The sequence below is a fragment of the Streptomyces sp. HUAS 31 genome, assembly GCF_028198125.1.
Taxonomy (GTDB): domain Bacteria; phylum Actinomycetota; class Actinomycetes; order Streptomycetales; family Streptomycetaceae; genus Streptomyces; species Streptomyces chartreusis.
This window is the reverse complement of the sequence record NZ_CP116353.1, coordinates 7,741,608-7,768,138: the sequence shown is the minus strand read 5'-3', so window position 1 is coordinate 7,768,138 and position 26,531 is coordinate 7,741,608. Positions and strand designations below refer to the sequence as shown.

At 72.3% G+C, this 26,531-nt stretch carries 23 protein-coding genes; 5 read left to right on the top strand and 18 right to left on the bottom strand.

The features are described 5' to 3' along the window. Nucleotides 1–54: 54 nt before the first annotated feature. Complete coding sequence (locus PGH47_RS34410; RefSeq protein ID WP_271666642.1) at nt 55–1,623, top strand: CocE/NonD family hydrolase; 1,569 nt, start codon at nt 55–57, stop codon at nt 1,621–1,623. Nucleotides 1,624–2,018: 395 nt separating this feature from the next. On the opposite strand, the gene PGH47_RS34405 is transcribed toward PGH47_RS34410, so the two are convergent. Further along, nucleotides 2,019–2,426: a DUF6278 family protein gene (locus tag PGH47_RS34405; protein WP_107907914.1), complete on the bottom strand. Its 408-nt coding sequence runs from the start codon at nt 2,424–2,426 to the stop codon at nt 2,019–2,021. Nucleotides 2,427–2,684: 258 nt separating this feature from the next. On the opposite strand from PGH47_RS34405, the gene PGH47_RS34400 reads away from it, so the two are divergent. Then, nucleotides 2,685–4,451 (top strand): SGNH/GDSL hydrolase family protein, encoded by a 1,767-nt coding sequence (locus PGH47_RS34400; protein ID WP_271666641.1) that lies wholly within the window; start codon nt 2,685–2,687, stop codon nt 4,449–4,451. A 90-nt stretch (nt 4,452–4,541) separates the two neighbouring features. Here PGH47_RS34400 and PGH47_RS34395 read toward each other — a convergent pair whose 3' ends face one another. From PGH47_RS34395 to PGH47_RS34355, 9 genes are all read right to left on the bottom strand, one after another. Beyond that, nucleotides 4,542–5,321: an exodeoxyribonuclease III gene (locus PGH47_RS34395; RefSeq protein ID WP_271666640.1), complete on the bottom strand. Its 780-nt coding sequence runs from the start codon at nt 5,319–5,321 to the stop codon at nt 4,542–4,544. 56 nt (nt 5,322–5,377) lie between these two features. After that, nucleotides 5,378–6,013, bottom strand: a complete 636-nt coding sequence (locus tag PGH47_RS34390) for an MBL fold metallo-hydrolase (RefSeq protein ID WP_271666639.1) — start codon at nt 6,011–6,013, stop codon at nt 5,378–5,380. Nucleotides 6,014–6,046: 33 nt separating this feature from the next. Next, nucleotides 6,047–7,348 (bottom strand): bifunctional 3-oxoadipate enol-lactonase/4-carboxymuconolactone decarboxylase PcaDC, encoded by a 1,302-nt coding sequence (gene pcaDC / locus PGH47_RS34385; protein WP_271666638.1) that lies wholly within the window; start codon nt 7,346–7,348, stop codon nt 6,047–6,049. A gap of 117 nt (nt 7,349–7,465) precedes the next feature. After that, nucleotides 7,466–8,473 (bottom strand): hypothetical protein, encoded by a 1,008-nt coding sequence (locus PGH47_RS34380; RefSeq protein WP_271666637.1) that lies wholly within the window; start codon nt 8,471–8,473, stop codon nt 7,466–7,468. Between the two features lie 110 nt (nt 8,474–8,583). Then, nucleotides 8,584–10,785 (bottom strand): SWIM zinc finger family protein, encoded by a 2,202-nt coding sequence (locus tag PGH47_RS34375; RefSeq protein WP_443048625.1) that lies wholly within the window; start codon nt 10,783–10,785, stop codon nt 8,584–8,586. A gap of 290 nt (nt 10,786–11,075) precedes the next feature. Further along, nucleotides 11,076–13,898 (bottom strand): DEAD/DEAH box helicase, encoded by a 2,823-nt coding sequence (locus PGH47_RS34370; RefSeq protein ID WP_271666636.1) that lies wholly within the window; start codon nt 13,896–13,898, stop codon nt 11,076–11,078. Between the two features lie 122 nt (nt 13,899–14,020). Beyond that, complete coding sequence (locus tag PGH47_RS34365) at nt 14,021–14,599, bottom strand: sugar kinase (protein WP_271666635.1); 579 nt, start codon at nt 14,597–14,599, stop codon at nt 14,021–14,023. Then, nucleotides 14,596–15,744, bottom strand: a complete 1,149-nt coding sequence (locus PGH47_RS34360) for an ROK family glucokinase (protein WP_030957628.1) — start codon at nt 15,742–15,744, stop codon at nt 14,596–14,598. The genes PGH47_RS34365 and PGH47_RS34360 overlap by 4 nt, the downstream gene beginning before the upstream one ends. 184 nt (nt 15,745–15,928) lie before the next feature. Beyond that, nucleotides 15,929–16,666, bottom strand: a complete 738-nt coding sequence (locus PGH47_RS34355) for a GntR family transcriptional regulator (protein WP_107907907.1) — start codon at nt 16,664–16,666, stop codon at nt 15,929–15,931. A gap of 129 nt (nt 16,667–16,795) precedes the next feature. Between PGH47_RS34355 and PGH47_RS34350 the strand changes: the two genes are divergently transcribed. Beyond that, nucleotides 16,796–17,818, top strand: coding sequence for a Gfo/Idh/MocA family protein (locus PGH47_RS34350; RefSeq protein WP_271666634.1), 1,023 nt, complete (start codon nt 16,796–16,798; stop codon nt 17,816–17,818). A 119-nt stretch (nt 17,819–17,937) separates the two neighbouring features. On the opposite strand, the gene PGH47_RS34345 is transcribed toward PGH47_RS34350, so the two are convergent. Both PGH47_RS34345 and PGH47_RS34340 read right to left on the bottom strand, forming a co-directional pair. Further along, nucleotides 17,938–18,618 carry a response regulator transcription factor gene (locus PGH47_RS34345; RefSeq protein ID WP_271666633.1) on the bottom strand — a complete coding sequence of 227 codons (681 nt, stop codon included), beginning with the start codon at nt 18,616–18,618 and terminating at the stop codon, nt 17,938–17,940. Nucleotides 18,619–18,796: 178 nt separating this feature from the next. Further along, nucleotides 18,797–20,041 carry a sensor histidine kinase gene (locus PGH47_RS34340; RefSeq protein WP_271666632.1) on the bottom strand — a complete coding sequence of 415 codons (1,245 nt, stop codon included), beginning with the start codon at nt 20,039–20,041 and terminating at the stop codon, nt 18,797–18,799. A 178-nt stretch (nt 20,042–20,219) separates the two neighbouring features. Here PGH47_RS34340 and PGH47_RS34335 point away from each other — a divergent pair, with 178 nt between their 5' ends. Further along, nucleotides 20,220–20,420, top strand: a complete 201-nt coding sequence (locus tag PGH47_RS34335) for a hypothetical protein (protein WP_271666631.1) — start codon at nt 20,220–20,222, stop codon at nt 20,418–20,420. Between the two features lie 60 nt (nt 20,421–20,480). On the opposite strand, the gene PGH47_RS34330 is transcribed toward PGH47_RS34335, so the two are convergent. The 4 genes from PGH47_RS34330 to PGH47_RS34315 form a co-directional block, all read right to left on the bottom strand. Further along, the gene (locus PGH47_RS34330) at nt 20,481–20,867 is read right to left on the bottom strand and encodes a ribonuclease domain-containing protein (RefSeq protein ID WP_271666630.1); all 387 of its coding nucleotides are present in this window, start codon (nt 20,865–20,867) and stop codon (nt 20,481–20,483) included. Nucleotides 20,868–20,985: 118 nt separating this feature from the next. Further along, nucleotides 20,986–21,612: a dihydrofolate reductase family protein gene (locus PGH47_RS34325; RefSeq protein ID WP_271666629.1), complete on the bottom strand. Its 627-nt coding sequence runs from the start codon at nt 21,610–21,612 to the stop codon at nt 20,986–20,988. Nucleotides 21,613–21,678: 66 nt separating this feature from the next. Beyond that, nucleotides 21,679–22,737: a P1 family peptidase gene (locus PGH47_RS34320; protein ID WP_271666628.1), complete on the bottom strand. Its 1,059-nt coding sequence runs from the start codon at nt 22,735–22,737 to the stop codon at nt 21,679–21,681. A 33-nt stretch (nt 22,738–22,770) separates the two neighbouring features. After that, nucleotides 22,771–22,947 carry a hypothetical protein gene (locus PGH47_RS34315; protein WP_271666627.1) on the bottom strand — a complete coding sequence of 59 codons (177 nt, stop codon included), beginning with the start codon at nt 22,945–22,947 and terminating at the stop codon, nt 22,771–22,773. Between the two features lie 177 nt (nt 22,948–23,124). Here PGH47_RS34315 and PGH47_RS34310 point away from each other — a divergent pair, with 177 nt between their 5' ends. Further along, nucleotides 23,125–23,871 (top strand): 3-oxoacyl-ACP reductase family protein, encoded by a 747-nt coding sequence (locus PGH47_RS34310; RefSeq protein WP_271666626.1) that lies wholly within the window; start codon nt 23,125–23,127, stop codon nt 23,869–23,871. 94 nt (nt 23,872–23,965) lie between these two features. Here PGH47_RS34310 and alc read toward each other — a convergent pair whose 3' ends face one another. Together alc and allB are read right to left on the bottom strand one after the other, a co-directional pair. Next, nucleotides 23,966–25,081, bottom strand: a complete 1,116-nt coding sequence (gene alc / locus PGH47_RS34305; RefSeq protein ID WP_271666625.1) for an allantoicase — start codon at nt 25,079–25,081, stop codon at nt 23,966–23,968. A 38-nt stretch (nt 25,082–25,119) separates the two neighbouring features. Beyond that, nucleotides 25,120–26,457 carry an allantoinase AllB gene (allB, locus tag PGH47_RS34300; RefSeq protein ID WP_271666624.1) on the bottom strand — a complete coding sequence of 446 codons (1,338 nt, stop codon included), beginning with the start codon at nt 26,455–26,457 and terminating at the stop codon, nt 25,120–25,122. Between the last annotated feature and the right edge of the window lie 74 nt (nt 26,458–26,531).

Here is a 26,531-nt window from a genome sequence, read left to right as displayed (position 1 = left end):
GGGGCCACGGTTACCGTCGGGTCACTTTGCACTGACACGAGTGAGGAGTGACCCGTGGGACACCATCGCAAGGCCCTGCGTACGACCGCCGTGGGCGCCGTATCCGTGACCCTGGTCGCCGGAAGCGCCCTCGGGCTCGCCCCCGCCGCCCAAGCAACCCCGAACAGCGTGCGTTTCGTCGACATCGGCGGCGACGGCGGCACCACCCTCAAGGCGAACGTCGTCACGCCTGCCGGTGCCGACGGCAAGCAGCGTTACCCGCTGCTCGTCATGCCCACGAGCTGGGGCCTGCCCCAGGTCGAGTACTTCGCACAGGCCCAGAAGCTCGCGAACTCGGGCTATGTCGTCGTCAGTTACAACGTGCGCGGCTTCTGGCAGTCCGGTGGCGAGATAGAAGTGGCCGGGCCGCCCGACATAGCCGACGCGTCCAAGGTCATCGACTGGGCGCTCGCCAACACCCCCGCCGACAAACGGCAGATCGGCATGGCGGGCGTCTCGTACGGCGCCGGCATCAGCCTGCTGACCGCCGCGCACGACAAACGGGTCCGGGCGGTAGCCGCGCTCAGCGGCTGGGCCGACCTCATCGGCTCCATCTACTCGGGCCGCACCCAGCACGTCCAGGCCGCCGCGCTGCTCGACGGCGCGGGCCTGATCACCGGCCGCCAGAGCGCCGAACTCCGGCAGATCTTCGACGACTTCTACGCCTCCAACCTGTCCAAGGAACAGGACATCATCAACTGGGGGAAGAAACGTTCGGTCGGTACATACGTGGACCAACTCAACGACAGCGGCGCCGCGGTCATGATGGCCAACGCCTGGGGCGACACGATCTTCCCGCCCAACCAGTACGCGGACTTCTACGAGAAGCTCACCGGCCCGAAGCGGCTGGAGTTCCGCCCCGGCGACCACGCCACCGCCGAGCTCACCGGGCTGTTCGGCCTGCCCAACGATGTGTGGACGGACACCGAGCGCTGGTTCGACCACTACCTCAAGGGCGAGGACAACGGCATCAACCGCGAGTCGCCGGTCCAGCTCAAGTCCCGGTCCGGCGGCACCTACGAGGGCTACCCGGACTGGAAGTCGGTCGGCGCGACGGACAAGAAGATCTCCCTGGCGGGCACCACTACGATCCGCGCGAACGTCGACTCGGGAGCCAACGGCGGCGTCGTCTTCCTGTCCAGCATCCTCGACCAGGTGGCCCAGGTGCCCCCGATGGCCGCGATCCCGCTGCTGCCCCGGCGCTGGGCGGCCGTATGGCAGTCGGAGAAGTACTCCTCGGCCCAACGTGTGCGCGGCACCTCGAAGTTGCACACCACCGTCACCCCGACCAAGGAGAGCGGCACCCTCGTCGCCTATCTGTACGACGTGGGCCCGCTCGGCCTCGGCAAGCTGGTCAGCAACGCGCCGTACACCTTCCACGGACGGACACCCGGACAGCCGTTCGGTCTCGACCTGGAGTTGTACTCCACGTCCTACGACGTCCCGGCAGGGCACCGCCTCGCACTGGTCGTCGACACGGTCGACCCGCTCTACATCGAGCACAACCCGTCCGGCGCGCGGCTGACCTTCTCCTCGCCGGCGAACGACCCGTCGTACGTGTCGATTCCACTGCGCGAACAGTGATCTCCGGCCGGCGCCGGACGGGTATGGCTCTGTGACTGCTGCCCCCTGCTGCCCCTGTCCCCAGGGGCCGTGGGGGGATCCCCACCCGGCAGCAGCGTCCCTGGTCGTGGGCGGGGCCACCGCCACGGCCTTGGGGACGGACGAAACATCGTAGTCGAGGTCCGACCCGGCGGGGCCGGAAGGGTTCACGGACCACGAAGCGACAAGTCCCCCACATGGTTGTCGACGTCACGCGGCACGATCAGTGGATCGCCAGCCATGCCCAGCCCCAGTCCTGTTCAGTACAGCGATGACCGCAAACTAGCGGGACAAGAGCTGACTTATTGGACGACACGCACTTTTCGGACATAAGCCGTATTTACTTGGCACTTATGCCGCACCCCGGGGCCCGGGGCTCATGCCTCCGCGACCTCCGCGTACAGCTGCGACAGCTCCGGCACGCCGCTCACGGCCCACTCCCGCCCCGAGGCGACGACGTCGAACTCCCGGCCGGACGCGAGCCGGACGACCGGCTGACCGTCCGGCCAGATCTCCCAGGCGGCGCCGGGCACGGTACGCACGATGACGGTGCCGAGGTACAGCCCGGCGTCGTTGCCCAGCCAGGGCAGGATCTCCTCGTCGTCCCGCCAGCGCGGCAGCAGCTGATCGAGGGCCTCCAACGAGGCCACGGTGTCATCGAGTTGGATCCCCGCCCGGGACGCGTGGGAACGCAGCAGCTCGCACTCGGAGAGCAGTTCGGCGATGCCCTCGGGGTCGGGGGCCCCGCGCTTCTCGGGCCGATGGCCAAGAAAAGGGATCTTCATACGCACAGCGTGTCATTCGCACGGCCGAACGCACCACAGGCGCGCGGACCGTCGATTCCGGTCGAGTTCACGCCGACTTGTGGCATGGCTCGTTGACGGGTCACGGGTGCCTCTCTAACTTCTCCGTGCGTCATGCGTCTCGTCGGAACGACTCACACCTGAAAATCTCGCAAGAACTTCTCTTCTGAGTGTCCTGCCCGAACTTGTCATGCGCAGTCATACGCAGTCCTGAGCGGTCGTGAACGGGAGGAGTCGGCCGTGCGCCGATGTGTGTGGATTTCCGCGGTCGTCCTTGCCCTCTTCGCAGCCCTGGTGCCGGGCTTCTCCGCACATGCGGCCGGCGAGCGCAGAGCCGTGCCGCTCGCGCTGGAGCGGCTCTTCGACAACACGGCCGTCAGTGACGACGCCCGGCCCGCCGCAGCCGACTTCGACGGGTCGGGTGCCTCTCTGTCCGCACAGGACCTGGCCGCCGCCGGGTGGACGCCGGGTCGCGCGCTGACCGTGCAGGGCGCCCGGCTGACCTGGCCCGACCGGCAGCCGGGCGAGCCCGACAACGTTCTCGCCGCCGGGCAGGACGTGCGGGTGCGCGGCCACGGCGACGCGCTCGCCTTCCTGGTGGCGGGCACGGCAGGCATCGACGTGGGCGCGGCGGGGACGGTGGTCTACGCCGACGGCGCCCGGTCCGGGTACCGGCTGACCGCCCCCGACTGGCGCACCGGCCCACTCGCCACCAAGGCTGTCGCCCTGCCCCACATCAACACACCGGGCGGCCAACTCGCCGAACGGGCACGGCTGTACGTCGTGACCGTGCCGCTCGTACCGGGGCGCCCGGTCGCCTCCGTAAGGCTGCCGCAGGCGACCGGGCTGCATGTGTTCGCGGTGGCGGTGCGGTCCCCGGCCCCGGGCTGGACGGGGAGTTGGGCCGCGGCGACCGGCGGCTATCCGACCGTCGGGCCGTGGACCGACCGGACGATGCGTCTGGTCGTGCACACCTCGGCGGGCGGTCCGCGGGTGCGGCTGCGGTTCGACAACACCTTCGCCGCGGGGCCGGTGCGGATCGGTGGCGCCACGGTGGCGGTGCAGCAGTCGGGCGCGGCGGCGAAGGCGACGCCGGTCCGGGTGTCGTTCGGTGGCGCGGCGGGCGTGGAGGTCCCGGCGGGCGCGCAGGCGTACAGCGATCCGCTCGGCTTCGCCGTGCCCGCGGACACCAACCTGCTGGTGAGCTTCCATCTGCCGGGGACCGTGCCGGCCGCACCCGTGCACCGGCTCGCGCAGCAGCGGTCGTACGTGAGCGGGCCGGGCGACCACACGGCGGACCTCGGCGCCTCCGCCTATCCGACCGTGCTCACCAGTTGGCCGCTGCTGACGGGCGTCGACGTGGGCGGCGGGCCGGGGTCCGTGGTGTTGCTGGGTGACTCGATCACCGACGGCGACAAGTCCACGACGGATGCGAACCGGCGGTGGCCCAATGTGCTGGCCACCCGGCTGCTGAACCAGAGTGCGGTCCCGCGCTATGGGGTGCTCAACCAGGGCATCTCCGGAAACCGTGTGGTCTCCGACCGCTATCCCGGGGACGGCGTCTCCACGGACACGGCCGGCGTGAGCGCCCTGCACCGGTTCGACCTCGATGTGCTGGCCCAGACGTCGGCGCGTACGGCCGTCGTGTTCGAGGGCATCAACGATGTGCGCTGGGACACGACCGCGGAGCAGGTGATCGCCGGGCTGCGCGAGATCGCGGACCGTGGGCACGCGCGGGGGCTGCACATGCTGGCGGCGACGATCCTGCCGTGCGCGGGCGAGGCGCGCTGCACCGCCGCGGCCGACGCCGAGCGCGTCGAGATCAACGCGTGGATCCGCGGCGCCGGGGTGTACGACGGGGTACTCGACTTCGACGCGGTCGTACGGGACCCGGCACAGCCCTCCCGGATGCTTCCCGCCTACGACAGCGGGGACCATCTGCATCCCGGGGATGCGGGGCTCGCCGCGTTGGCCGACTCCATCGACCTGCGGGCCTTGGTGCCGTGACCGGCCGGGGGCGCTGCCCCCGGACCCCCCGTATCGGCCTGAACGGCCTCGTCCTCAAACGCCGGACGGGCTGGTGTTGCCGAGGGGCGTCTAGACGTCCAGGTCCACGACCACCGGTGCGTGGTCCGAGGCACCCTTGCCCTTGCGCTCCTCCCGGTCCACGTAGGAGTCGCTGACGGCCTTGGCGAACGGCTCGTTGCCGTAGACCAGGTCGATGCGCATGCCGCGGTTCTTGGGGAAGGCGAGCTGGCGGTAGTCCCAGTAGGTGTACGGGTGGTCGTACTTCAGGGGGCGCGGGACCACGTCGGACAGGCCGGACTCGCGCAGCGCCGTCAGGGCGGCGCGCTCGGCGGGGGTGACATGGGTGAGGCCCTCGAAGGCGGCCACGTCGTAGACGTCGTCGTCCGTAGGCGCCACGTTGTAGTCGCCCAGCACCGCGAACGGGCGGCTGCCGCCCGCGTCGCCGGCGACGGCCGCCTTCAGTGCCTCGAACCACTGGAGCTTGTAGGCGTAGTGGGGGTGGTCCACCTCGCGGCCGTTCGGCACGTACACCGACCAGACGCGGACCGGGCCGCAGGTCGCGGAGATGGCCCTGGGCTCCTGCACGCCGTCGTAGCCGGGGTCGCCGGGCAGGCCCTTGACGACGTCCTTGAGGCCGACGCGGGAGAGCACCGCCACGCCGTTCCACCGGCCGGTGGCGTTGACCGCCGCCTCGTAGCCGAGGTCGCGCAGCGGCTCGAACGGGAAGGCGTCCTCGGCGACCTTGGCCTCCTGGAGACACAGCACGTCGGTGCCGCTGCTCTCCAGCCAGGCCAGGAGCCTCGGCAGGCGTGCGGTGATCGAGTTCACGTTCCAGGTCGCGATGCGCATGTCTCACAACCTACCGGGCGGGACTGACAACCCGGTCCCGCCCGGGGTGGGGCCGGTCACAGCTCCGCGGAGTCCCCCGGCGTCAGGCGCAGGTGCTCCGAGCCGCCCAGGGCGCCGATCTGGCGGTCGTAGATCGGCCGGGCCAGGTCGGTCAGGAGGGCGTCGTGGATGTCGTAGGCGCGCTGCGGCTTGACCTCGCGGACGTAGTCGATGACCTCCGCGATCTTGCTCCAGGGCGCCATCACCGGGAGCATCAGCGTCTCGACCGGGTGGTCGGGCACGGTGAGGGCGTCGCCGGGGTGGAAGAGGCGCCCGCCGTCGACGAGGTAGCCGACGTTGGTGATGCGCGGGATGTCCGGGTGGATGACGGCGTGCAGTTCGCCGTGGACCTGGACGTCGAAGCCGGCGGCGGTGAAGGTGTCGCCGTGGCCGACGGTGTGCACGCGGCCCGGGAACGCCGCCGAGATCTGCTCGGCGACGGACTTCAGCGTCCAGATCTGCGCGGCCGGGTCGGCCTCCATGGCCGCCCGCAGCCGCGCCTCGTCGAAGTGGTCGGGGTGCTCGTGTGTGACGAGGATCGCGTCCGCGCCGACCGCGGCGTCCTCCTCGCTGAACCCGCCGGGGTCGAGAACGAGCGTCTGTCCGTCCTTCTCCAGGCGGACGCAGGAGTGCGACTTCTTCGTGAGCTTCATGGGTCCATCCTTGCGCGCACCCGCCGGCGATGCTCACTCCTCGGGAGTGGTCTCCTCCCTGATGACCTTCTGGGCGACCTTGAACGCGCTGTTGGCCGCCGGTACGCCGCAGTAGACGGCCGCCTGGAGCAGCACTTCCTTGATCTCGTCCGGGGTGAGGCCGTTGCGCAGGGCGGCGCGGGTGTGGAAGGCGAGTTCGTCCAGGTGGCCGCCCGCGACCAGGGCGGTGAGGGTGACACAGCTGCGGGAGCGCCGGTCGAGGCCGGGTCTGCCCCAGATCTCGCCCCACGCGTAGCGGGTGATGAGCTCCTGGAAGTCCCCCGAGAAGTCGTCGGCCTGCGCCAGCGCCCGGTCGACATGCGCGTCGCCGAGCACCTCACGACGGACCTTGATCCCCGCGTCGTACGGATCCGCCCGCCCCGTCGTCGTCTGCTGCGGTACGACGGCCGGGGCGATCTCGGCGATGGGCGCGGGCTGCGACGGCACGGGGGCCAGGACCGGTTTCACGGGGGCGGCGACGATGGCCATCTGGCCGGTCGTGGAGTCGTAGGCGGGCTGCCAGGCGGTGGAGAAGTGCCGCACCAGCAGGTCGGTGACGGCGGCGGGCTGCTCGACCGGGACGAGGTGGGAGGCGCCGGGGACCACGGCGAGCCGCGCGTCCGGTATGCCGGCGACCAGGGTGCGGGCCTCGGCGGGGCCGGTGACCTGGTCGTCCGAGCCGACGAGGACGAGCGTGGGCACGGCGACGCCCGCGAGCTGCGACCGTACGTCGAAGGAGGCGAGGGCCTCGCAGGCGGCGATGTAGCAGCCGGGGTCGGTGGTGCGCACCATCTGCACGGCCCACTCCGTGATGGCGGGCTGGGCGGCGGCGAAGCCGTTGGTGAACCAACGGTCCGGCGAGGTGCGGGCGATGGGGTCGAGGCCGTTGGTGCGCACGATCACACCGCGCTGCCGGAACTCGTCCGCCGTGCCGAAGCGGGGCGAGGCGGCGATCAGCGCGAGCGAGGCGATGCGCTCGGGGTGGCGCAGGGCGAGTTCGATGCCGAGCGCGCCGCCGAGCGCGCAGCCCGCGTAGCCGAAGCGCTGCACGCCGAGGCCGTCGAGGGTGACGAGCAGTCGTTCGGCGAGTTCGGCGACGGAGCCCGCCGGGTAGGCGGGCGCGCCGCCGTGTCCCGGCAGGTCGAACCGGAAGACACGCCACTGCTGGGTCAGCTCGGGAACCTGCCGGTCCCACATGTGCCAGGTGGTACCGAGCGAGGGGCCCAGGATGAGGACCGGGGCATCTTCCGGGCCGTCGAATCGGTACTGGAGGGCGGGGGTCTTCGTCTCACTCACCGCTCCACGCTAACGTCCGCATCCGAATACCGGCCCCACGGACCCCACGTCCTCACACCTGGCTCCCGCAGATCGGCGAGGAACTCTCACACGGCCTTCACGGGACGGAGGTTCGGCTCAGCTTCGGACGGTGACGCCGTACCGGGTGCGCAGCCGCCACATCTCCCACGCCGAGACCGCGGTCACCGACAGCGGGCCGCCCAGCACCGAGCAGAACTGGGCCACCGGCGGACCCGCGGGCATGCCTTCGCTGATCAGGTTGAAGATCGCGAGGAGCCAGACCAGGATGCCGGTGACCACGGGCGGCAGCATCGGGTGCACATGGGCGGTGTTGAAGGCGCTGCGGGCGGAGTACAGCGACGCCAGGAACAGGAACGGCAGGCCCCAGAAGATGGCGGCCATGGTGACGAGCGCGACCGGCACCACCAGCCACGGGTTCTTGCTCTCCATGACCCCGCTGCTGCCCACGAAGTAGATGATCGCGGCCACGACGGCGAGGGACAGCAGAAACCAGCCGACCGCCTTGAGCGGGGCGCGCAGGCGTGAGCGCAGGTGCGGCCTCAGGTGCGGGGGCGCGTAGTAGATGAACCCGAGGATGACCAGCGGCCCGGCGCAGATCAGCAGGAACGGCGTGACGATCGCGTTGGCGAAGCCCGTCTCCGCCGCGTTGTTCCAACGGTCCTTCTCCACGCCGTAGGCGAGGATCAGCCCGATGGTGGCCAGCGCGCCGAGCACCGTGCGCGCCACCTGCACGCGGTCCACGGTGCGGTCCACGATCCGGTCGCCGCTCTCGTGCACGAACAGCTTGGTGGCGACGCGGTGCGCGGAGCGCAGGAGCAGGACCGCGAGGAAGAGCGGCGAGAAGTACCAGAGGCAGCTGCGGCGGCGTGCCACCGGTACGGGACGGCCGGGCGGCGGTCCGTAAGGGTACGGATTGGGGTGGGGGTTGGGATACGGGTTCGGGTTCGGCGGGGGCGGGCCGTAGGGGTTGCCGCCGTTGCCCGGCCCGTAGGGGCCGTTGGGCGCCGGGCCGGGTCCGTACGGGGCGCCCCAGCCCTGGCCGCCGGGTCCGTTGCCGCCCGGTTGTCCCGAGCCGGGTCCGGGACCCCATCCCCCCGTTGCCATGGCCTCTCCCACCGTTCGTTTCGGGCCAGTTGCTGTGTGCCGCCTGGCGACAACGCGGCAGTGTAGTTGCTCCCGGGAAACGGCGGTCGTCGGTGCGGGGCATGATCGGGTCAAGCTTCCGGCGGCATGAACCCGAGGTCGCCGAGGGCGCCGGCCGGGTCGAGACCGGTGAGCGCGCCGACGGGGTCGAGGTCGGGGGTGCCGCGTGGCCACCAGTCGTCGTGGCCGGGTTCCGACTCGTACGGGTACCACAGACCGTCGCGGCCGAGGCGGAGTTGGACATGGCCGCGGGGGTGGGTGAGGCGGTTGTGCCAGGGCCGGAAGGCCGGTAGGTCGGCGGCGAGCAGGAGCGGGCGGGCCCGGTCGAAGCGGCCGGCCGGCGGGTCCCAGGGCTCTTCGAGGACCGCGAGCCCTTCGAGCCCGCCCTGCCGCCAGGCCGCGACCGCGCGGGCCAGGTCGGCCGGGGTGCGGTCGGTGGCTGCCGCCAGGGAGGCGTACAGGGCGCGGGTGGCGGCGGTCAGGCCCGAACCGGGGCGGGCGGCGGCGAGCCGTACCGCGTCCTGCCACAGGGTCAGTTCGGCGACCGGGTCACGGCCGGTGCCGAGCATGGCGTGGGCGCGAGCGGCGGCGTCCGTCGCCAACTGATCCAGCGCGAAGGGGTCCGGGCCGCCCGGGGCCGCCGGGTAGACGGGCGGTTGCTCGGGGTGCGGGGGCGCTGGCAAGGGGGCCGGGAGGGGCGGGAGCCGACGCTCCGGGTCCAGTGCCTCGGTGGCACGTACGCCCGCGAGGGGCGCGGGCTGCTGTTCCTGTGCGGCCCGGGCCGCGCGGGCGGCGCTCAGCCGGGACAGCGCGTCGAGCAACTGCCGTTCACCGCGGCCGCGCAGCAGGAGCAGTACGAAGGGGTCGGCGTCCAGCAGGCGTGCCGTCTGGTAGCAGAGGGCGGCCGCGTGTTTGCAGGGGTGGCCCCGGTCGGGGCAGCTGCAACGGGGGTCCAGGTCGCCCGGTCCCGGCAGCAGCGGCACCCCGCAGTCGGCGAGGGACTGCGGCATCTCCTTGTCCAGCAACGCCGCGATGTGGCCGGGCCGTTCGGCGACGGCGTCCAGGAACCGTGTCCAGTCGGCGTCGTCCAGCGTCCGCAGCCGCACCTGCACGCGGTACGGACGCGGACGGCTCCCCCGCACGTACGCCAGCACCAGCCCCGGCGTCACGGTGATGGCATCGACATGCCCTTCCTGCGCGTAACCCCGTCCCCGCGCGAGCCGCTTGACATCGAGAGCCCCCTGCTCCAACGCGGTCACCCAGGCGTCGCCCCACCAACTCTCGGCGAACCGGGTGTCATCCGCGGGGCGCGCCGCGAAAGCCGGGAAGGTACGCCGGAGTTCGCCATCGCGGGAGGGGGCGGCCATGGATCGGGGGACTTGGGGACTGGGGCTGGCGGGGAGGGGGGATGGCGGAGGGGTGGAGGGAGAGGCGGGAGAAGGGGGCGAGGCGGGAGAAGGGGGCGAGGACTCGGGCGGAGATGCGGGGGCAGGGAAAGGGTCGCCGTCGGTGGGCGGCGCGGCGGGGTGCCGGGGGTGATCGGGCGCGACGGAGGACGGACTCGCCGGGTTGCGTCGCAGGTGATCGGGCATGGCCGAGGAAGGACTCGCCGGGTTGGGTCGCGAGTCGTCGGCCGGATCGGGCGGGCTCGAATCCTCGTCGTCCTCGGGCGGGTCCGAGGACGGCATCATGAAGGCACCGGCAAGCAGGCTCTGTACGTCACGGACACGCATACGGTCGGCAGCACGGCCCGGCCGGCGGGGCGGCTCGCTCCCTCGCTGCCGGGCGTCTTCGCCGTCCGCCTCCCGTCGGGGTCGATCCGCGGCTCCGGAACGGGTCGGTGACGCGGACCGACGCGAAGTGCCGGCGCGCCGAACTCCCTTGCCCCCTTCCTCCGACTCGGCCCGTCGCCTCTCCTCCAAGGCCGCGCGCAACGCCTCACGCGCGGCGTCCCCAGGACGCGGACCGGGACGGCCGGACGCTGGGGCGGGCGACTCGGTGCCGGGCTCGGTCGGTGTGCCCGACGGGTCCGCCTCGACCCGGTCCGCTTCTGCGCCAGGGCGGGTCGCGCCCTGCTGATGCGCTCCCGGCCTACGCGCGTCCTCGCTCGACACGCGGGGTGCCCCGGACCGCGGAACGTCACGTCCGCCCTCCACGACGTCCGGGCCATCGGCAGAGCTCGCACCCACGCCGCCCACACCGTGAGCTCGATCCCGGTCAGGCTCTCGCGTGGACCGCACCGCAGCACGAGCGGCATCCCCCGGCCGAGCCACCCGCCGCTTGTCCTCCCCTGCGGTCGACTCGTCCCCCGCAGCGGCCTCTTGCTCGGACTCCCGCCGCTCCCGGGCGGCCCGCAGCGCACGGCGTGCGGCATCGGCCGGCCGGTGCTCTGTGTCCTCGCGCCGACTCGTTTCGCCCTCCGCCGACGGGGCGTGCGGCACCTCCGACTCCTCGCCCTCCGCCCACGGGGCGTGCGGCACCTCCGACTCCTCGCCCTCCGCCGACGGGGCGTGCTGCAACTCCGGCTCCTCGCCCTCCGAACTCCTCCACTCCCCCGCCCCCGTCACGACTCCCTCCTCAGCGACACGAGGTCGGACAGCTCGTGGTCCGTCAGTTCGGTGAGGGCCGACTCGCCGGAGCCGAGGATCGCGTCGGCCAGGGCTCGCTTGGATTCGAGCATCTCGGCGATGCGGTCCTCCACGGTGCCCTCGGTGATGAGGCGGTGGACCTGGACGGGCTGGGTCTGGCCGATGCGGTAGGCACGGTCGGTGGCCTGTTCCTCGACCGCCGGGTTCCACCAGCGGTCGAAGTGGACGACATGGCCGGCCCGGGTGAGGTTGAGGCCGGTGCCGGCGGCCTTGAGGGACAGCACCAGGACCGGGGTCGCGCCCTCCTGGAAGCGGTCCACCATTCGTTCGCGGTCCGGGACGGGCGTACCGCCGTGGAGCAGTTCCACCGGTACCGCCCGGGAGGCGAGGTGGGCGGCGATCAGGCGGGCCATCCCCACGTACTGCGTGAAGACCAGCACCGAACCGTCCTCGGCCAGCACGGTGTCGAGCAGTTCGTCCAGCAGGGCCAGCTTGCCGGAGCGGGCGGCGAGGCCGACGGCCGGTGCCGGGGTCTCCTCCTTCAGATACAGCGCGGGGTGGTCGCAGACCTGCTTCAGGGACGTCAGGAGTTTCAGGACCAGCCCCCGGCGCGCGATGCCCTCCGCGGTCTCGATGGCGAGCAGCGACTCACGCACCACGGCCTCGTAGAGCGCGGCCTGTTCACGGGTGAGCGGGACGGGGTGGTCGGTCTCCGTCTTGGGCGGCAGTTCGGGGACGATCCCCGGGTCGGACTTCTTGCGGCGCAGCAGGAACGGCCGCACCAGGCGGGCCAGCCGGGTCACCGCCTCCTCGTCCTCACCGTTCTCCACGGCACGCGCGTGCCTGGCGCGGAAGGACTTCAGCGGACCGAGCAGGCCGGGTGTCGTCCAGTCGAGCAGGGCCCAGAGTTCGGAGAGGTTGTTCTCCACCGGTGTGCCGGTCAGCGCCACGCGCGCGGGCGTCGGGATGGTGCGCAGCGCCTTCGCGGTCGCCGAGTAGGGGTTCTTCACGTGCTGTGCCTCGTCGGCGACGACCATGCCCCAGGTGTGCTCGGCCAGCGTCGGCGCCGTCGACCGCATGGTGCCGTACGTGGTCAGGACGAAGCCGCCGTCCATGTCGTCCAGGGTGCGGTCCGGGCCGTGGAAGCGGCGGACGGGGACGCCGGGGGCGAAACGGGTGATCTCCCGCTGCCAGTTGCCCAGCAGGGACGCCGGGCAGACCACCAGGGTCGGGGCGGTCCGGGCGCGCTTCAGATGCAGCGCGATCACCGTGATCGTCTTGCCGAGGCCCATGTCGTCGGCCAGGCAGCCGCCGAGTCCCAGGGATGTCATGAGGTCCAGCCAGGCCAGGCCCCGGAGTTGGTAGTCGCGCAGGGTGGCGTGCAGGCCCGGCGGTGCCTCGGCCGGCCGTACGCCCGCGGTGAGCCGGTCCCGCAGGGCCGCCAGTGCGCCGACCGGCACCGCCTCGACCGTCTCGCCGTCGACCTCCGCGGTGCCGGTGAGGGCGACGGACAGTGCGTCGACCGGGTCGAGCAGGCCCAGTTCGCGCTTGCGTGCCTTGCGGACGAGGGCCGGGTCGACCAGGACCCAGCTGTCCCGCAGCCGGACGACCGGACGGTGCGCCTCGGCGAGGGCGTCCATCTCGCCCTCGGTGAGCGGGTCGCCACCGATCGCCAACTGCCAGCGGAACTGGAGCAGTTCCTCGCTCTCGAAGAACCCGGTGCCATCGGTCGCCGAGCCCGGCGCGGGCCGTACGATCGCCGCCGCGCTGAGGTCCTGCGCCAGGTCCCGGGGCCAGTGCACGGCCACCCCGGCCGCCGCGAGGCGGGTGGTGGCCACACCCAGCAGGTCGCCCAACTCCTCGTCGGAGAGGGCCAGCACGTCGGGCACGTCCTGCTCGGCGAGGCGGTCGAGCGGGGCCCACACCCGGGCCGCGCGGCGCACCGCCAGCGCCGCGTCCACCCGCGCACGTGGCCCGAAGGCGTCGTCGGCCCGACCGGCCCACAGGGCGGCCGCGTCGGCCACCAGGGTGGGGTCGGCGAGGCTGTGCACCTGGACGACGGCCGCGCCCGCGCGGCGTGCGCCGTCGTCGCGGTCGTCGAAGAGGTCGTACGCCGACAGGTCCAGGCGCAGTGAGATCCGTACGCCCGCGTCCATGCCGGCGGCGACCTCGGCCGCCCAGTCGTGGGCGCCGGGCAGCCGCTGGGCCGGGCGCGCGGCGAAGGGCTTCCCCGAGACGTGCGGCGCGGCCGGGGTGCGGGGCAGGGTGTCGGCGACCGCGTCCAGGAAGGCGCGCATCAGCGCCTCCGGTTCGGGCAGCCGCAGCGGGCCGGGGCCGGGCAGGGGGACTGCGTGGCCCTCGTGGGGCAGCGCCGCGGCGACCGCGCGCAGGTGTGCGATGTCGTCGGGGTCGAGGGGGCCCGCGCGCCAGGCGTCGTGGCCGGTGGGCGTCAGGCCGGGCAGCAGCCGGCCGCGTGCGGTGAGCCGCAGGGCGTGCAGGGCGGCGGCGCCCCAGCAGGCGGTGGCGGGGTGGGCGGCCGGGTCCCGCCGCGCCCGCACGAGCAGCGGCAGGGCGTCGTCTAGCGGCAGGGTGAGCGCGGGGGCGGTCCTGCGGCGGACTCCCGCGCCATGGCGTCGTACGACGGTGAGCTCGGTGTCCTCGGCGGGCAGCGGGCCGCCCTCCGGGTCCCAGAAGGCGATCCGCCCCTCGCGCGGAAGGGGTGCGGGCAGGAAGACGGCCGCGAGCCGCACGGGGACGTCCCGCCCCGCCCTCTCGGCCATCGTGGCCATGTCGTTCATACGCCCTGTCACCTCCCGCCTTCGAGTGCGATCAACCGTCTTCGACTCTACGGGCGGGGTCTGACAATCGGCCCCGGCGGCCCGTCCGGGCCCGGGACCGCCACGTGGTGATCACCGTGTCGTCAGGGAACCGTACGGGAGACCGCGTACACGAACGGGTGGTCCGGGTCGGACAGGTTGACCACGATGTCCTGGGTGGGCGCCGGGTTCTTCTGCTTGCGGACCAGGCCGTACCAGGGCCCGGAGTCCTTGAAGTGCCAGCCGGTGACCTTCTGGTCGCGGGCGTTGATGGTGACCTCGTCCGCCTCCAGGTCGTCCCGGTCGGCGCCGATGGACTTGAGGAAGACGTCCAGGTTGCCCTTGGTGGTCTCGAACTGGACGTAGAGACGGCTGGTCTTCCAGTTGTTCGTCTCGTAGTAGGCGACCTTGTACGACGGCACCGGGATCGGGATCTGGTAGAGGCGGCGCTGCACCCTCGACGGCCAGCCCTTGGTGAGGCCGGTCGCGGAGTACTTGGCCTCCTTGTCCTTGCCGCTGTCGCGGCTCTGGTTGGCGGAGATCACCAGGTAGCCGGCCGGCACGCCGATGAGCAGCACGATGATGAGCAGGGTGAGCGCCCGGCGGCGGTTCCTGTGGCGGCGGCCCTCGGGCTCGGACTGCTCGTCCGGCGAGTCGGCCTGGCGGGGTACGGACACGGTCACGCCGACCCCTGGGAGGTCCGGCGGGCTTCCGCGAACCGCGCGTAGCGCTCGTAGCGCTCCACCCGGCGCCGGTTGGCGCGCCGGAACCGGCGGGCGACCAGACGGGCCAGGTCGGCGGCGCCGACCATGCCGGCCTCGGGGCCGAGCTGGGCGCGGGTGATGCGGGCCTCGGGGCGGTAGCCGCGGCCGGTGAGGTGGCGCTTGAAGGCGTCCCGCGCGGGGCCGATCAGCAGGTCGTCGGCGGCCGACACACCGCCGCCGATGACGAAGCAGGAGGGGTCCAGGGCGGCCGCGAGGTTGGCGATGCCGACGCCGAGCCACTGACCGATGTCCTGGAGCAGCTCGATGCACATCGCGTCGCCGTCGCGGGCCAGCTCGGTGATCATCGGGCCGGTGATGTCGCCGATCTGGCCCTTGACGTGTTCGATGATCCCGTACGCCACGGGAGAGTCGGCGGCGGCCAGCTCCTTCGCCTCGCGCACCAGCGCGTTGCCGGAGCTGTACTGCTCCCAGCAGCCGCGGTTGCCGCACGGGCAGCGGTGGCCGCCGGGCACGACCTGCATATGGCCGAACTCGCCGGCGACTCCGTACTTGCCGCGCTTGACCTGCCCGTCCTCCAGGATCGCGCCGCCGATGCCGGTACCCAGGGTGATCATGACGAGGTGGTCCTCGTCACGGCCGGCGCCGAAGCGCCACTCCGCCCAGGCGGCCGTGTTGGCGTCGTTGTCGACCAGGACCGGCACGGCGAGTCGGCCCGCGATGCGGTCCCGCAGCGGCTCGTTGCGCCAGGACAGGTGGGGCGCGAACAGGACGCGGTTGCGGTCGGCGTCGACCCAGCCGGCCGCGCCGATGCCGACGGCGTGCACGTCGTGCCGGTCGGACAGGTCCAGGACCAGTTCGACGATGGTGTCCTCGACGACCTTCGGGCTCTTGGACTTGTCCGGGGTCTCCGTGCGGACCTTCTCCAGGATGTTGCCGTCGGCGTCCACGACGCCCGCCATCACCTTGGTGCCACCGATGTCGATGCCCACGGTGGGGACTCTGGGCGCCGTCAGGTGCGAACGGCGTTCTCTGGGGCCCACCGTCCTCAGGACGGGGGCCCGCCGTGAGCCGATCGGGGCGGTGAAGTCGCGGTAGGTGCTCATCAGGGCCGATTCTGCCGCACGCTCACGCTGGGTGCCGAACGGGGCGGCAAAGGTGGGTACGCGTCACATGCCGGGTGCCGGTTCGTCGTGGTCGGGCGCGCAGTTCCCCGCGCCCCTGTCAGGGCGATGCCCTCCAGGCGCGTCGTATTGTCCTGACATTGCAACGTACCAAGCGGTCTATCGTTCACGACCGAACGAGCAGCTGGAACTCGAAGGAGTAGCGGCTCGGGCGGTACGTGTGCGTGCCGTACTCCACCGCCCGGCCCGTGTCGTCGAACGTCACGCGCTGCATCGTGAGCAGCGGGGCGCCCTCCTCCTCGGCCAGGCGTTCGGCCTCGGCGGCGGTGGCGGCGCGGGCGCCGATCGTCTGACGGGCGCTGTGCAGGGTGATGCCGGCGGCGCGCATCAGCCGGTACAGACCGGTGGCCTCCAGCTGCGCGGTGTCCAGGCCGAGCAGCCCGGGCGGCAGGTAGTTGCACAGGTACGCCATCGGCTCGCCGTGCGCCAGGCGCAGCCGCTCGATCCGGTGCACGTCGCTGTCCTCGGCCACCCCGAGCGCCGCCGCGACCTCGGCGGACGCCGGGACGACGGTGTTGACGATCACCCTGGTCGCGGGGCGCTGGCCGGCCGACTCCAGGTCGTCGTAGAGACTGCTGAGCTCCAGCGGACGTTTGACCTGGCTGTGCACGACCTGGGTTCCGACGCCCCGGCGGCGCACCAGCAGGCCCTTGTCCACCAGCGACTGGATGGCCTGGCGGACCGTGGGACGGGACAGGCCGAGGCGTGCGGCGAGCTCGATCTCGTTGCCCAGCAGGCTGCCGGGCGTGAGCGCTCCGTGCTCGATCGCGGCTTCGAGCTGTTGGGACAGCTGGAAGTACAAGGGCACCGGACTGCTCCGGTCCACGCTGAGCTCGAGTTCCACGGTCGGGTCCTGTTCTGGTTTCGGCACGGGCCGACTGTAGCTCTACGCGTTGTTGACGGGAAGTCGTGTAGTTTGATTGTCCGGACATTTGCATTGACAGCGTACGCACTGAACCCGCACTTTGTTTCCATGCGCATCGGGGTCATCGGTACGGGCCGCATCGGCACGATCCACGCCAACACGCTCAGCCGTCATCGCGACGTCGGCTCCTTGATCCTCACGGACGCGGATGTCTCGCGTGCCCAGGAGCTGGCTCACCGGCTGGGCGAGACAGCGGCGCCCGGGGTCGACGAGATCTTCCGGTGGGGCGTGGACGCGGTGGTGATCACCACCGCGACGTCGGCCCATGCCGAACTGATCGGCCGGGCGGCCCGGGCGGGGCTCCCGGTGTTCTGCGAGAAGCCGATAGCCCTCGATCTGCCGGGCACCCTGCACGCGATCGGGGAGGTGGAGACCGCCGGGACGATCCTCCAGATGGGCTTCCAGCGGCGCTTCGACACGGGCTACGAGGGCGCCCGTGAGGCGGTGCGCTCCGGCCGGCTCGGGCGGCTGCACACGGTGCGGGCGCTGACCAGCGACCAGGCGCCGCCGCCGGTCGCGTGGCTGCCGCTGTCGGGCGGGCTGTACCGGGACACGCTGATCCACGACTTCGACGTGCTGCGCTGGGTGACCGGGCGCGAGGTCGTCGACGTGTACGCGGCCGGGTCCGACGCCGGACCCGCGATGTTCCGTGAGGCGGGCGACGTGGACACCGCCGCGGTGGTGCTCACCATGGACGACGGCACGCTCGCCACGGCCACCGCGACCCGGCTGAACGGCGCCGGGTACGACGTGCGCATGGAGCTGGCCGGTGAGCTGGACACGGTCGTGGTCGGGCTGGACGACCGCACGCCGGTGGCGTCCACCGAGCCGACGGGGCCGCCCGCGGCGGACAAGCCGTGGCCGGGGTTCCTGGAGCGGTTCGGGCCCGCGTACGAGGCGGAGCTGAACGCGTTCGTGGAGGTCGTGCGCGGCGAGCGGGCCAACCCCTGTGACGGCCGGGAGGCCTTGCAGGCGCTGCGGATCTCGGAGGCGTGCGAACTGTCGAGACGCGACCGGAGACCGGTCGCCGTCGCCGAACTGCCGGGCGGGACCCAGAACGCGGCGATGTGAGGGTCGGCGAGGCGCACGAAGGCGTCGTACTCGCTCTGTGCGCTCGTCGGGGCGACCGGCTCCGTGGAGACCTTGCGGAACTCCGTGCGGTCTGCGCCGAGAACGCACGGCATCCCGGCCTAGCGCCCGTTGTCCTCCTTTTCCTCCAACAACCCCGCGTCGTACGCCAACAGGGCGATCTGGACACGGTTGTTGAGGTCGAGCTTGGCCAGGACGCGCGAGACGTGGGTCTTGACGGTGGCGACGCTCATGAACAGTTCGGTGGCGATGTCGGCGTTGGACAGGCCCCGGCCCACCGCGACGGCGACCTCGCGCTCGCGGTCGTTGAGGGCGGTGAGCCGCGCGCGTGCGCGCGTGCGGCGGGTGTCGGCCGCCGATCCGGCGGCGTGGTCCATCAACTGCCGTGTCACGGTGGGCGAGAGGACCGGGTCGCCGGCCGCGACGCGGCGCACGGCGGCGACGATCTCGGCGGGCGGGGTGTCCTTGAGCACGAACCCGGCGGCCCCGGCGCGCAGGGCGCGCAGCACCTGGTCGTCGGCGTGGAAGGTGGTCAGCAGCACCACCTGCGGGGCGTCCTTCCTGCCGCGCAGCCGCTCCGTGGCGGTGAGGCCGTCGACCGACGGCATCCGGATGTCCATCAGCACCACGTCAGGCCGGGTGCGGTCGACCAGCGACTCGACCTCGGAGCCGTCGGACGCCTCGCCGACGATCTCGATGTCGTCGGCGCCGCCCAGCATGAAGGACAGACCGGCCCTGACCAACGGGTCGTCGTCGACGAGGAGGAGCCTGATCGCAGTCATGTGCCTTACGTAATCACGGTTGCACGGGGTTCAGGTGCCGGACCGCGTGGAGCGACCGCCCGACAGGCGGTCACGGCCGGTTCGGTGCGCGGCGCTTCACGCGCACGTGGACGCCGGTCCGCCGGGCGGGCAACGGCGCGCGGCGGAGCGGCCGTTGGACGCCCCGGGGACGCGGGCGTCACGCCCACGGCAGCCGGCCCCGCACCTCGAAGCCCCCGTCCGCCGCGGGCCCGTGCTCCAGCCGCCCTCCCGCGAGCGTGGCCCGCTCGGTGAGACCGATCAGGCCCTGTCCCGAGCCGGGAACGTGCGGGACCCGGCCCTCGGGCGCGGGATTGCGCACCGCGACCGACAGTCCCTCGCCCGGTGCGCCGGTCACCGTCACCGTGACCTCGGTGCCGGGGGCGTGCTTGCGGGCGTTGGTCAGGCCCTCCTGGGCGATGCGGTAGGCGGTGCGGCCGACGGAGGACGGCACGGCGCCCGGGTCGGTGACGCGCTGGACGAGGGTGACCTTCATGCCGGCCTCGCGGGACTCGGCGACCAGCGCCTCCAGTGCCGCGAGGGTCGGCTGCGGGCGGCCGCCGTCGTCGGACTCGCCGGCGCGCAGCACGCCGATGATCTCCCGCAGGTCCTGGAGTGCCTCGTGGGCGCTCTCCCGGATCACGCCCGCCGCCCGCTGGATCTCCTCGCGGGGCGCGTCGGGCCGGAACTCCAGGGCGCCCGCGTGCACGCTGAGCAGCGTCAGCCGGTGCGCGAGGACGTCGTGCATCTCCCGGGCGATGGCCTCGCGCGCGAGCCGCTGCGCCTGCTCGGCACGCAGCACGGCCTCGGTCTCGGCCCGCAGGGCGCGGTCGCGCAGGCTCAGCATGAGCTGCCGCTTCGACCGCACGAACATGCCCCAGCCGACGATCGCCCCCGTCACCAGCACGCCGAAGACGAGCGCCCAGACGTACGGCACGTCGGGGTCGGGGCGCAGCCAGAAGAACACCGGGACCAGCGCCAATTGCGCCAGGGCCACCCAGGCGACGTACCGGAAGGGCCGGTGCACGGCGAGCGTGAAGAGGGCGACCACGCTCGCGCCGCCCGCGGTGTTCGAGACGAAACCGACCGGGATCATCGCGACGGCGAGCCCGAGGGGCCAGCGGCGCCGCAGCCACACCGCGGCGCACGAGAGGGCGCCCAGCACCTGGTCGAAGGCGGCGTAGCCGTCCGGCAGGTCCTCGCTGCGCAGCGTGTCCGCGGCCAGCAGCCCGATGAACACCGCGAGCAGGAAGCAGCAGAAGTCGACCACCCAGTCGCGTGCCGTGCGCCGGGGTCGCCCGGAGCGTCCGGGGTCGAGCCCGAGTTCCTTCACCAGGGCGGACGGCAGCAGCCAGCGCGGCCCCGCGAACGCCTGCGGGGCGTGCTCCTGCTTGTCACCACTCACGGTCGACAAATCTACGCAGTGCGGGGCACCGATGCGCCGCCTCGGGCGCGATCGCCGACCAAAGTCGCGGCATCGCCGACTTTGGACGCAGCGGTCCCTGCGCAAGGTGGACTTCCGTCGGTCATGCCTCGCCCCGCGGCCGATTGGCGTGGGGGGTCCGCGGGGCGAGAGTCATGACATGAAGCAGTTGCTGGAGGTTCTCGGATTCATCGCCCTGGTGCAGGGCGTCGCCGGTCTGGTGCACGAGTTCACCGACTGGAAGTGGGGCCTCGTGCAGCGGGTCGGCTTCCTCGACGGCTACGAGGTCTACGCGAGCGTCACACTGCTCGTGCTGGCGTTCGCGCTGTTCGCCGCCGCGGAGAGCCGGAAGTCCGGCTGAATCCGGACCGGACTCCCGGCCGGTCGCGCCGTTCCTCGGCGTCGGCCGTGGCCCGCGGACTCAGCAGCCGTGGTCGACCAGGTCGAACGACTCGTAGTGGTCGGCCGTGTAGTAGTCCTCCTGGTTCTCCTCACCGGTGACGATCCGGCGAGCTCCGCGCGTGGGGGACCCCGGAGTGATGACCGTGTACTCGTGGTAGTACCCGGCCGACTGGCTCGGCAGGACGCCTTCCCGGTTCTGGAAGACGGTGCCGTCCTGCTCGTACGGGTAGGGGCCGCCCTGCTCGATGAGGTCGAGCGTGTCGTGCGCCTGGGAGGGCAGAGCGCTGTAACAGATGCTGCCCACGGCCGCTGCGGCCGGAGTGGCGGTGACGGTGCCACCGACGAGGAGGGCGGACAGGACGGCGGCTGCGGCGCCGATGCGAGTGATTCGTGGGGGGAATCTCATGGCTTCATGATGACGCGCGTAGACAGTGGCATGTCAATGTCAAGAAGGGAGATTTTCCCTTCGAGTCCGATGAGTTCTCGGGAAGTTAACGTGCGCCCCGGCGCCGACGAGGGGTGTTTCACGCATCCTCGGGAAGTTCGAACGTGCCGTACTCGGGGCGGCCCGCCAGGTCGTAGGAGTTGATGGCGACGCCCTTGCCCGTACTGCTGCCGCCGGTGTGCTTGAAGGCGGTCGGCACGGCGCCCTCCGTGAACAGCCGGTGGCCCGAGCCGAGCACGACCGGGAAGGTCATCAGGTGCAGGGTGTCCACGAGACCGAGGGCCAGCAGCGAACGGACGAGGGCACCGCTGCCGTGCACCTGGAGTTCGCCGTCGGTGCGCTCCTTGAGGGCGGTGACCTCCTTGCCGAGGTCGCCGCTGACCACGGTGGTACCGGCCCACTCGGGGTCGGTCAGCGTGGAGGAGGCGACGTACTTCGGCAGCGCGTTGAGCTTGGCGGCGACCGGGTCGGCGGGGTCGGTCACCTTCGGCCAGTACGAGGCGAAGATGTCGTACGTGCGCCGCCCGAGCAGGAAGGCCGCAGGACGCTCGAAGACCCCGGTGATGAACTTCCCGAAGTCGTCGTCGGCGTACGGAAAGACCCAGCCGCCGTGCTCGAAGCCGCCGCGGGTGTCCTCCTCCCGGCCGCCGGGCGCCTGGTAGACGCCGTCGAGGGTGACGAAGAGGGTGGAGACGAGCTTGCCCATGACGAGTGCCTCTTTTCCGGAATGGCGTCTGCTGTCATGAGCTCAGACCCCGCCGACGCCCGCAACTCATCGGTGGGCCGTGTGCCCAAGCAGGGCGAGCAGCGCTTCCGACGGCAGCGGGTGCCGCGTATCGCCACCGGGGCCCGTGGTCGTGGTGGCGATAAGCAGGGCGTTGAGGACGGCCTCCTCCACCGCGTCGAGCACGGCGGTGAAGAGCGGGTCGAGCGTGTCGTCGGGCACGACGGCGGGCCCTGACGGACTGGCCGTCGGCCGGGTGCCGAAGGCGATGCCGTAGTCGCCGCTGCCGTGACCGTACGCGCCACCGGACCTGGCCAGCGCGAAGACGGAGCGGCGGGCGAGCCGGGTCAGCTGGCGGGCGTCCAGCGGGGCGTCGGTGGCGGACACGACCATGCAGGAGCCGGCCTCCGGCAGCTCGGCAGGGGCCGGCAGGCCGACATCGGCGGGAGTGACCGTCCGCCCGCCCACCCTCAGCGTGCCCCCGAAGTTGGCCTGCACCAGCACGCCGAGCGTCGCCTGCCGCCCCGCCACCGGCACCCTTCGCGAGGAGGTACCGATACCGGCCTTGAAACCCAGGGCGACCGTGCCGGTGCCGGCTCCGACGCACCCTTCGGGCACCGGCCCTTCGGACGCCGTCTCCAGCGCCGCGCGGACATGGGCATCGCGGACCGGGCGCGAGCGGATGTCGGACAGCAGCCCGTCGTTGCACTCCCCCACCACGGGGTTCAGGCTCCGGGCGCGCGCTCCCTCGGGACGTTCGAGCAGCCAGCCGACCAGGGAGTCCGCGACACGGAACGCGGACAGCGTGGAGGTGAGCAGGACGGGCGTCTCCAGGGCGCCGAGTTCGGCCAGTTGGGTGGCGCCGATCAGCTTGCCGTAGCCGTTGCCCGCGAACACCCCCGCGGGCAACGGGCTTTCGGGACCCACGCCGGCGGGCACGATCGCGGTGACCCCGCTGTGCACACGCGGTGGGGTCACCAAGGTGGTGTGCCCTACGCGGACCCCCGGCACGTCGGTGAGCGCGTTGTGGGTGCCCGTCGGCAGGCCCCCCACGCCCAGGCCGATGTCACGGGCCCGGCGCGGCGGACGGGGTGCGGGTGGGTGCATGGCGGCACCCTATTCCGGCCCTGCTCGCGGTAGTCACCTCCGGCGGCCGCGTGCCGACCAGCCGCTGCCGACGCCCGCCAGTTGGAGGGCCAGCGTCATGAGGCCGAGCAGCATGATGTTGGTGGAGGTGAAGGTGTCGTTGGTCGAGATCTCCGCGGCGTTGATCAGGAAGGCTATGAAGAACAGGACTGCGGAAACGATGGCCAGCACGAGGTCCGCCCCTTTCGTCGACTCCGGCCGATGCGCCGGTCGCCATCCGGATGCCCCGAACCCGCCCGAGCATGCGGCGCGGTGACGGGCCGGCGTTCGACGGGCGCCGCGCCCCCGCCGGGACTCGGTGTCCGTTCGCCGCCAGCGTCGCGGCCCGCGCGGAGCTGGGATGGACCCATGACAACCACTTACGGAACTCTGCACGGCAAGGTCGCCCTGGTCACCGGGGGCAGCCGCGGTATCGGCGCGGCAACGGCCCTGCGGCTGGCGCGGGAGGGCGCGGACGTCGCCGTGACGTACGTGCACGGCAAGGAGGCGGCCGAGGAGGTCGTACGGGCCGTCGAGGCGCTGGGCCGGCGGGCCGTGGCGCTGCGGGCGGACGCCGGTGACGCGGACGAGGCGCAGGCCGCTGTGGACCGTGCCGCCGAGGCGCTCGGGGGCCTGGACGTGCTGGTGAACAACGCCGGCATCGGGGTGCTGGGCCCGCTGGAGGGCCTGTCGCTGACCGATGTGGACCGGGTCCTCGCGGTGAACGTCCGGGGCGTCTTCCTGACGTCGCGGGCGGCGGCCGCCCGCATGGACGCCGGGGGCCGCATCATCACGATCGGCACCTGCATGACGCAGCGGGTGCCGGGTCCCGGCGGCACGCTCTACGCGACCAGCAAGTCGGCCCTGATCGGCCTGACGAAGGCGCTGGCCCGCGAGTTGGGCCCGCGCGGGATCACGGCGAACATCGTCCATCCCGGTCCCATCGACACGGACATGAACCCGGCCGACGGCCCGTTCGCGTCCGGCCAGGCGGCCATGACCGCGCTCGGCCGCTTCGGCACGGCCGACGAGGTGGCGTCGACGGTCGCGTACCTGGCCGCGGCGGACTACGTCACGGGTACGGAGTTCGCGGTGGACGGGGGCCACGCGGCGTGAACGGACGCGGGGCGCACCGGCACCGTCCGGCCGGTGCGCCCCACGGGCTTCGGGCGCACCGGTGCCGTACCGCCGCCGCGCGCGCCCTGGCGAATCAGCCGCCCAACTCCTGGTGGCGTGCCGCAAGCCCCGTCGTGCCCTGCTCGGTCAGGGAGCCGTGCAGGCGCAGGCGGGAGATGCCGCCGTCCGGGAAGATGTCCACGCGCGCGTGCGTGCCGACGGCCGGGGCCGGCAGGACGAAGCGGTGGTTGGTGTCGGGCTGGAGGCGGGTGCGGGGCAGGATCTCCGTCCACTCACCGTCCTCGCCGTCCTTCACCGACACCGACGCCCAGCCCGCGCTGTTGCCCTTCAGGTACGCCGTGTCGATCTCGACGGCCCTGATCAGGGACTGCGCCACCAGCCGGTAGCTGATCCAGTCGTTGCCCCGGTCGCGGCGCCGGCGGGTCTCCCAGCCGTCGTCCATCTTGCGGGAGCGCCCCGGCTGGATGGTGTTCGTGGCGGGCGAGTAGAACAGGTTGGAGGCGTTCTCGACCTGGCCGCCGTTCTCCAGGGCGACCACGTCGAAGGTGCCGAGCACCGACAGCCACTCGGGGTCGGGCACGACCTCGCCGTGCACGCGCAGGCGGGCGATGCCGCCGTCGGGGTGCTGGTTGACCCGCAGATGGGTGAAGCGCTGCTCGGCCAGGACTGCGAAGCCGTTCGCCGCGTGACCGCCGATCGGCGTGCGCGGGACCAGGGTCGTCCACTTGACGTCGTCGCCGAGCAGTTCCTCGGGGGACGGCGAACCCGGTACGGACGCGCCCTCGACGGACACCGCCTGCGGGTAGTTGCCGCGGAAGTGGGCCGTGTCGACGACGATCCCGCGGATCACGCCGGGCGCGCCGAGGCGCACCAGCGCCCAGTCGTGGTCCTCGGCCGTCGGCCACGGGTGCTCGGAGGAGGCACCTCGGCGGCGCCTCGTCTCCCAGCCGTCCATGATCTTGCCCTTGTGCCCGAAGTGCTCTGGGTCGAACTCGGCCCGCTCGGGCACCAGCAGGTTCTCCCGCTGGGCGAAGAACTCGTCGTTGGCGGCGATGACTCCGGCGCCCAGCCGGCGGTCGGCGAGGTTGGCGTACTGGGTGAACGGGAAGTCGGCGGTGCGGTAGTCCGCGTACGGGTCGCCGCCGCCGTAGGGGTTCGCGTCGCCGGTGAAGCTGGGTATCGCCGTCACGGTGATCAGGTCTGCCTTTCGAGATCGATGGGTGGGAGTCAGTTGGTCCGGGTGAGGAGTCGCCCCTTCGGGTCGGTGAACTCGCCGTCCGCGACGATGCGTTCGCCGCGCAGCCAGGTGGACTTCACGACGCCGTACAGGGTCTTGCCGGCGTACGCGGTCACACGGTTGCGGTGCTGGAGGGCGGCCGGGTCCACGGTGAAGGTCTCGTCGGGTGCGAGGACCGCGAAGTCGGCGTCGCGGCCGGCCTCGATGGCGCCCTTCCGGTCCAGTCCGACGAGCTGTGCCGTCCGTGCGGACATCCAGCGCACCACGTCCTCCAGGCCGTGCCCGCGCCTGCGGGCCTCGGTCCAGACGGCCGCCAGGCTCAGCTGGAGCCCGGAGATGCCGCCCCAGGCGGTGGCGAAGTCGTCGGTCTTCAGGTCGGCCGTGGAGGGCGAGTGGTCGGTCACCACGCAGTCGACGGTGCCGTCGGCCAGCGCCTGCCACAGCAGGTCCTGGTTTGCGGACTCGCGGATCGGCGGGCAGCACTTGAACTCGCTGGCGCCGTCCGGGACTTCCTCGGCGTTCAGGGTGAGGTAGTGCGGGCACGTCTCTACGGTGATCCGTACGCCGTCCCGCTTGGCCTCGGCGATCAGCGGCAGCGCGTCGCTGGAGGAGAGGTGGAGCACGTGCACACGCGCGTGGAGCCGCTTCGCCTGCGCGATCAGCTGGGCGATCGCGGTGTCCTCGGCGTCGCGCGGGCGCGAGGCGAGGAAGTCGGCGTACTTGGGGCCGCCGTGCTGCGGGGCGGCGTCGAGGTGGTGGGGGTCCTCGGCGTGCACGATCAGCAGGCCGCCGAAGGAGGTGATCTCCGCCAGGGACCGGGCGAGCCGGTCCTGGTCGAGATGCGGGAACTCGTCCACGCCGGACGGCGACAGGAACGCCTTGAAGCCGAAGACGCCGGCCTCGTGCAGCGGGCGCAGGTCCTTGACGTTGTCGGGCAGGGCGCCGCCCCAGAAGCCGACGTCGATGTGCGCCTTGTCGGCGGCGACCTCCTGCTTCGTACGGAGGTTGTCGACCGTCGTGGTCGGCGGCAGGGAGTTGAGCGGCATGTCGACGAGGGTGGTGATGCCACCGGCCGCAGCGGCGCGCGTGGCGGTCCAGAAGCCCTCCCACTCGGTGCGCCCGGGGTCGTTGACGTGCACGTGCGTGTCGACCAGGCCGGGCAGCAGGACGTCGTCGCCGAGGTCCACCAGCCGGGCGCCGGGCGGGACTTCGGCGTCGTGGCCGAGTACGGCCGTGATCTTGCCGTCGGAGACCGCGACCGAGGCGGCCCGTGTCCCCTCCGGGGTGATGACGCGCATCGAGCGCAGCACCAGTTCAGCGTCGGACACCCGGACCCCTCTCTGCCGCCCCTTGACTTCCGCCCAGCGGAATTCAACGTTCTGTTGAAGGAGTCTTCACTCCC

Coding starts and splice junctions, on each gene's coding strand:
- PGH47_RS34325 (WP_271666629.1), bottom strand. CDS start 21,612: ATGGGCAAGCTCGTCTCCACCCTCTTCGTCACCCTCGACGGCGTCTAC.
- PGH47_RS34405 (WP_107907914.1), bottom strand. CDS start 2,426: ATGAAGATCCCTTTTCTTGGCCATCGGCCCGAGAAGCGCGGGGCCCCC.
- PGH47_RS34390 (WP_271666639.1), bottom strand. CDS start 6,013: ATGAAGCTCACGAAGAAGTCGCACTCCTGCGTCCGCCTGGAGAAGGAC.
- PGH47_RS34330 (WP_271666630.1), bottom strand. CDS start 20,867: ATGAGATTCCCCCCACGAATCACTCGCATCGGCGCCGCAGCCGCCGTC.
- PGH47_RS34395 (WP_271666640.1), bottom strand. CDS start 5,321: ATGCGCATCGCGACCTGGAACGTGAACTCGATCACCGCACGCCTGCCG.
- PGH47_RS34320 (WP_271666628.1), bottom strand. CDS start 22,737: ATGCACCCACCCGCACCCCGTCCGCCGCGCCGGGCCCGTGACATCGGC.
- PGH47_RS34335 (WP_271666631.1), top strand. CDS start 20,220: ATGAAGCAGTTGCTGGAGGTTCTCGGATTCATCGCCCTGGTGCAGGGC.
- PGH47_RS34370 (WP_271666636.1), bottom strand. CDS start 13,898: ATGAACGACATGGCCACGATGGCCGAGAGGGCGGGGCGGGACGTCCCC.
- PGH47_RS34350 (WP_271666634.1), top strand. CDS start 16,796: ATGCGCATCGGGGTCATCGGTACGGGCCGCATCGGCACGATCCACGCC.
- PGH47_RS34360 (WP_030957628.1), bottom strand. CDS start 15,744: ATGAGCACCTACCGCGACTTCACCGCCCCGATCGGCTCACGGCGGGCC.
- PGH47_RS34310 (WP_271666626.1), top strand. CDS start 23,125: ATGACAACCACTTACGGAACTCTGCACGGCAAGGTCGCCCTGGTCACC.
- PGH47_RS34380 (WP_271666637.1), bottom strand. CDS start 8,473: ATGGCAACGGGGGGATGGGGTCCCGGACCCGGCTCGGGACAACCGGGC.
- PGH47_RS34345 (WP_271666633.1), bottom strand. CDS start 18,618: ATGACTGCGATCAGGCTCCTCCTCGTCGACGACGACCCGTTGGTCAGG.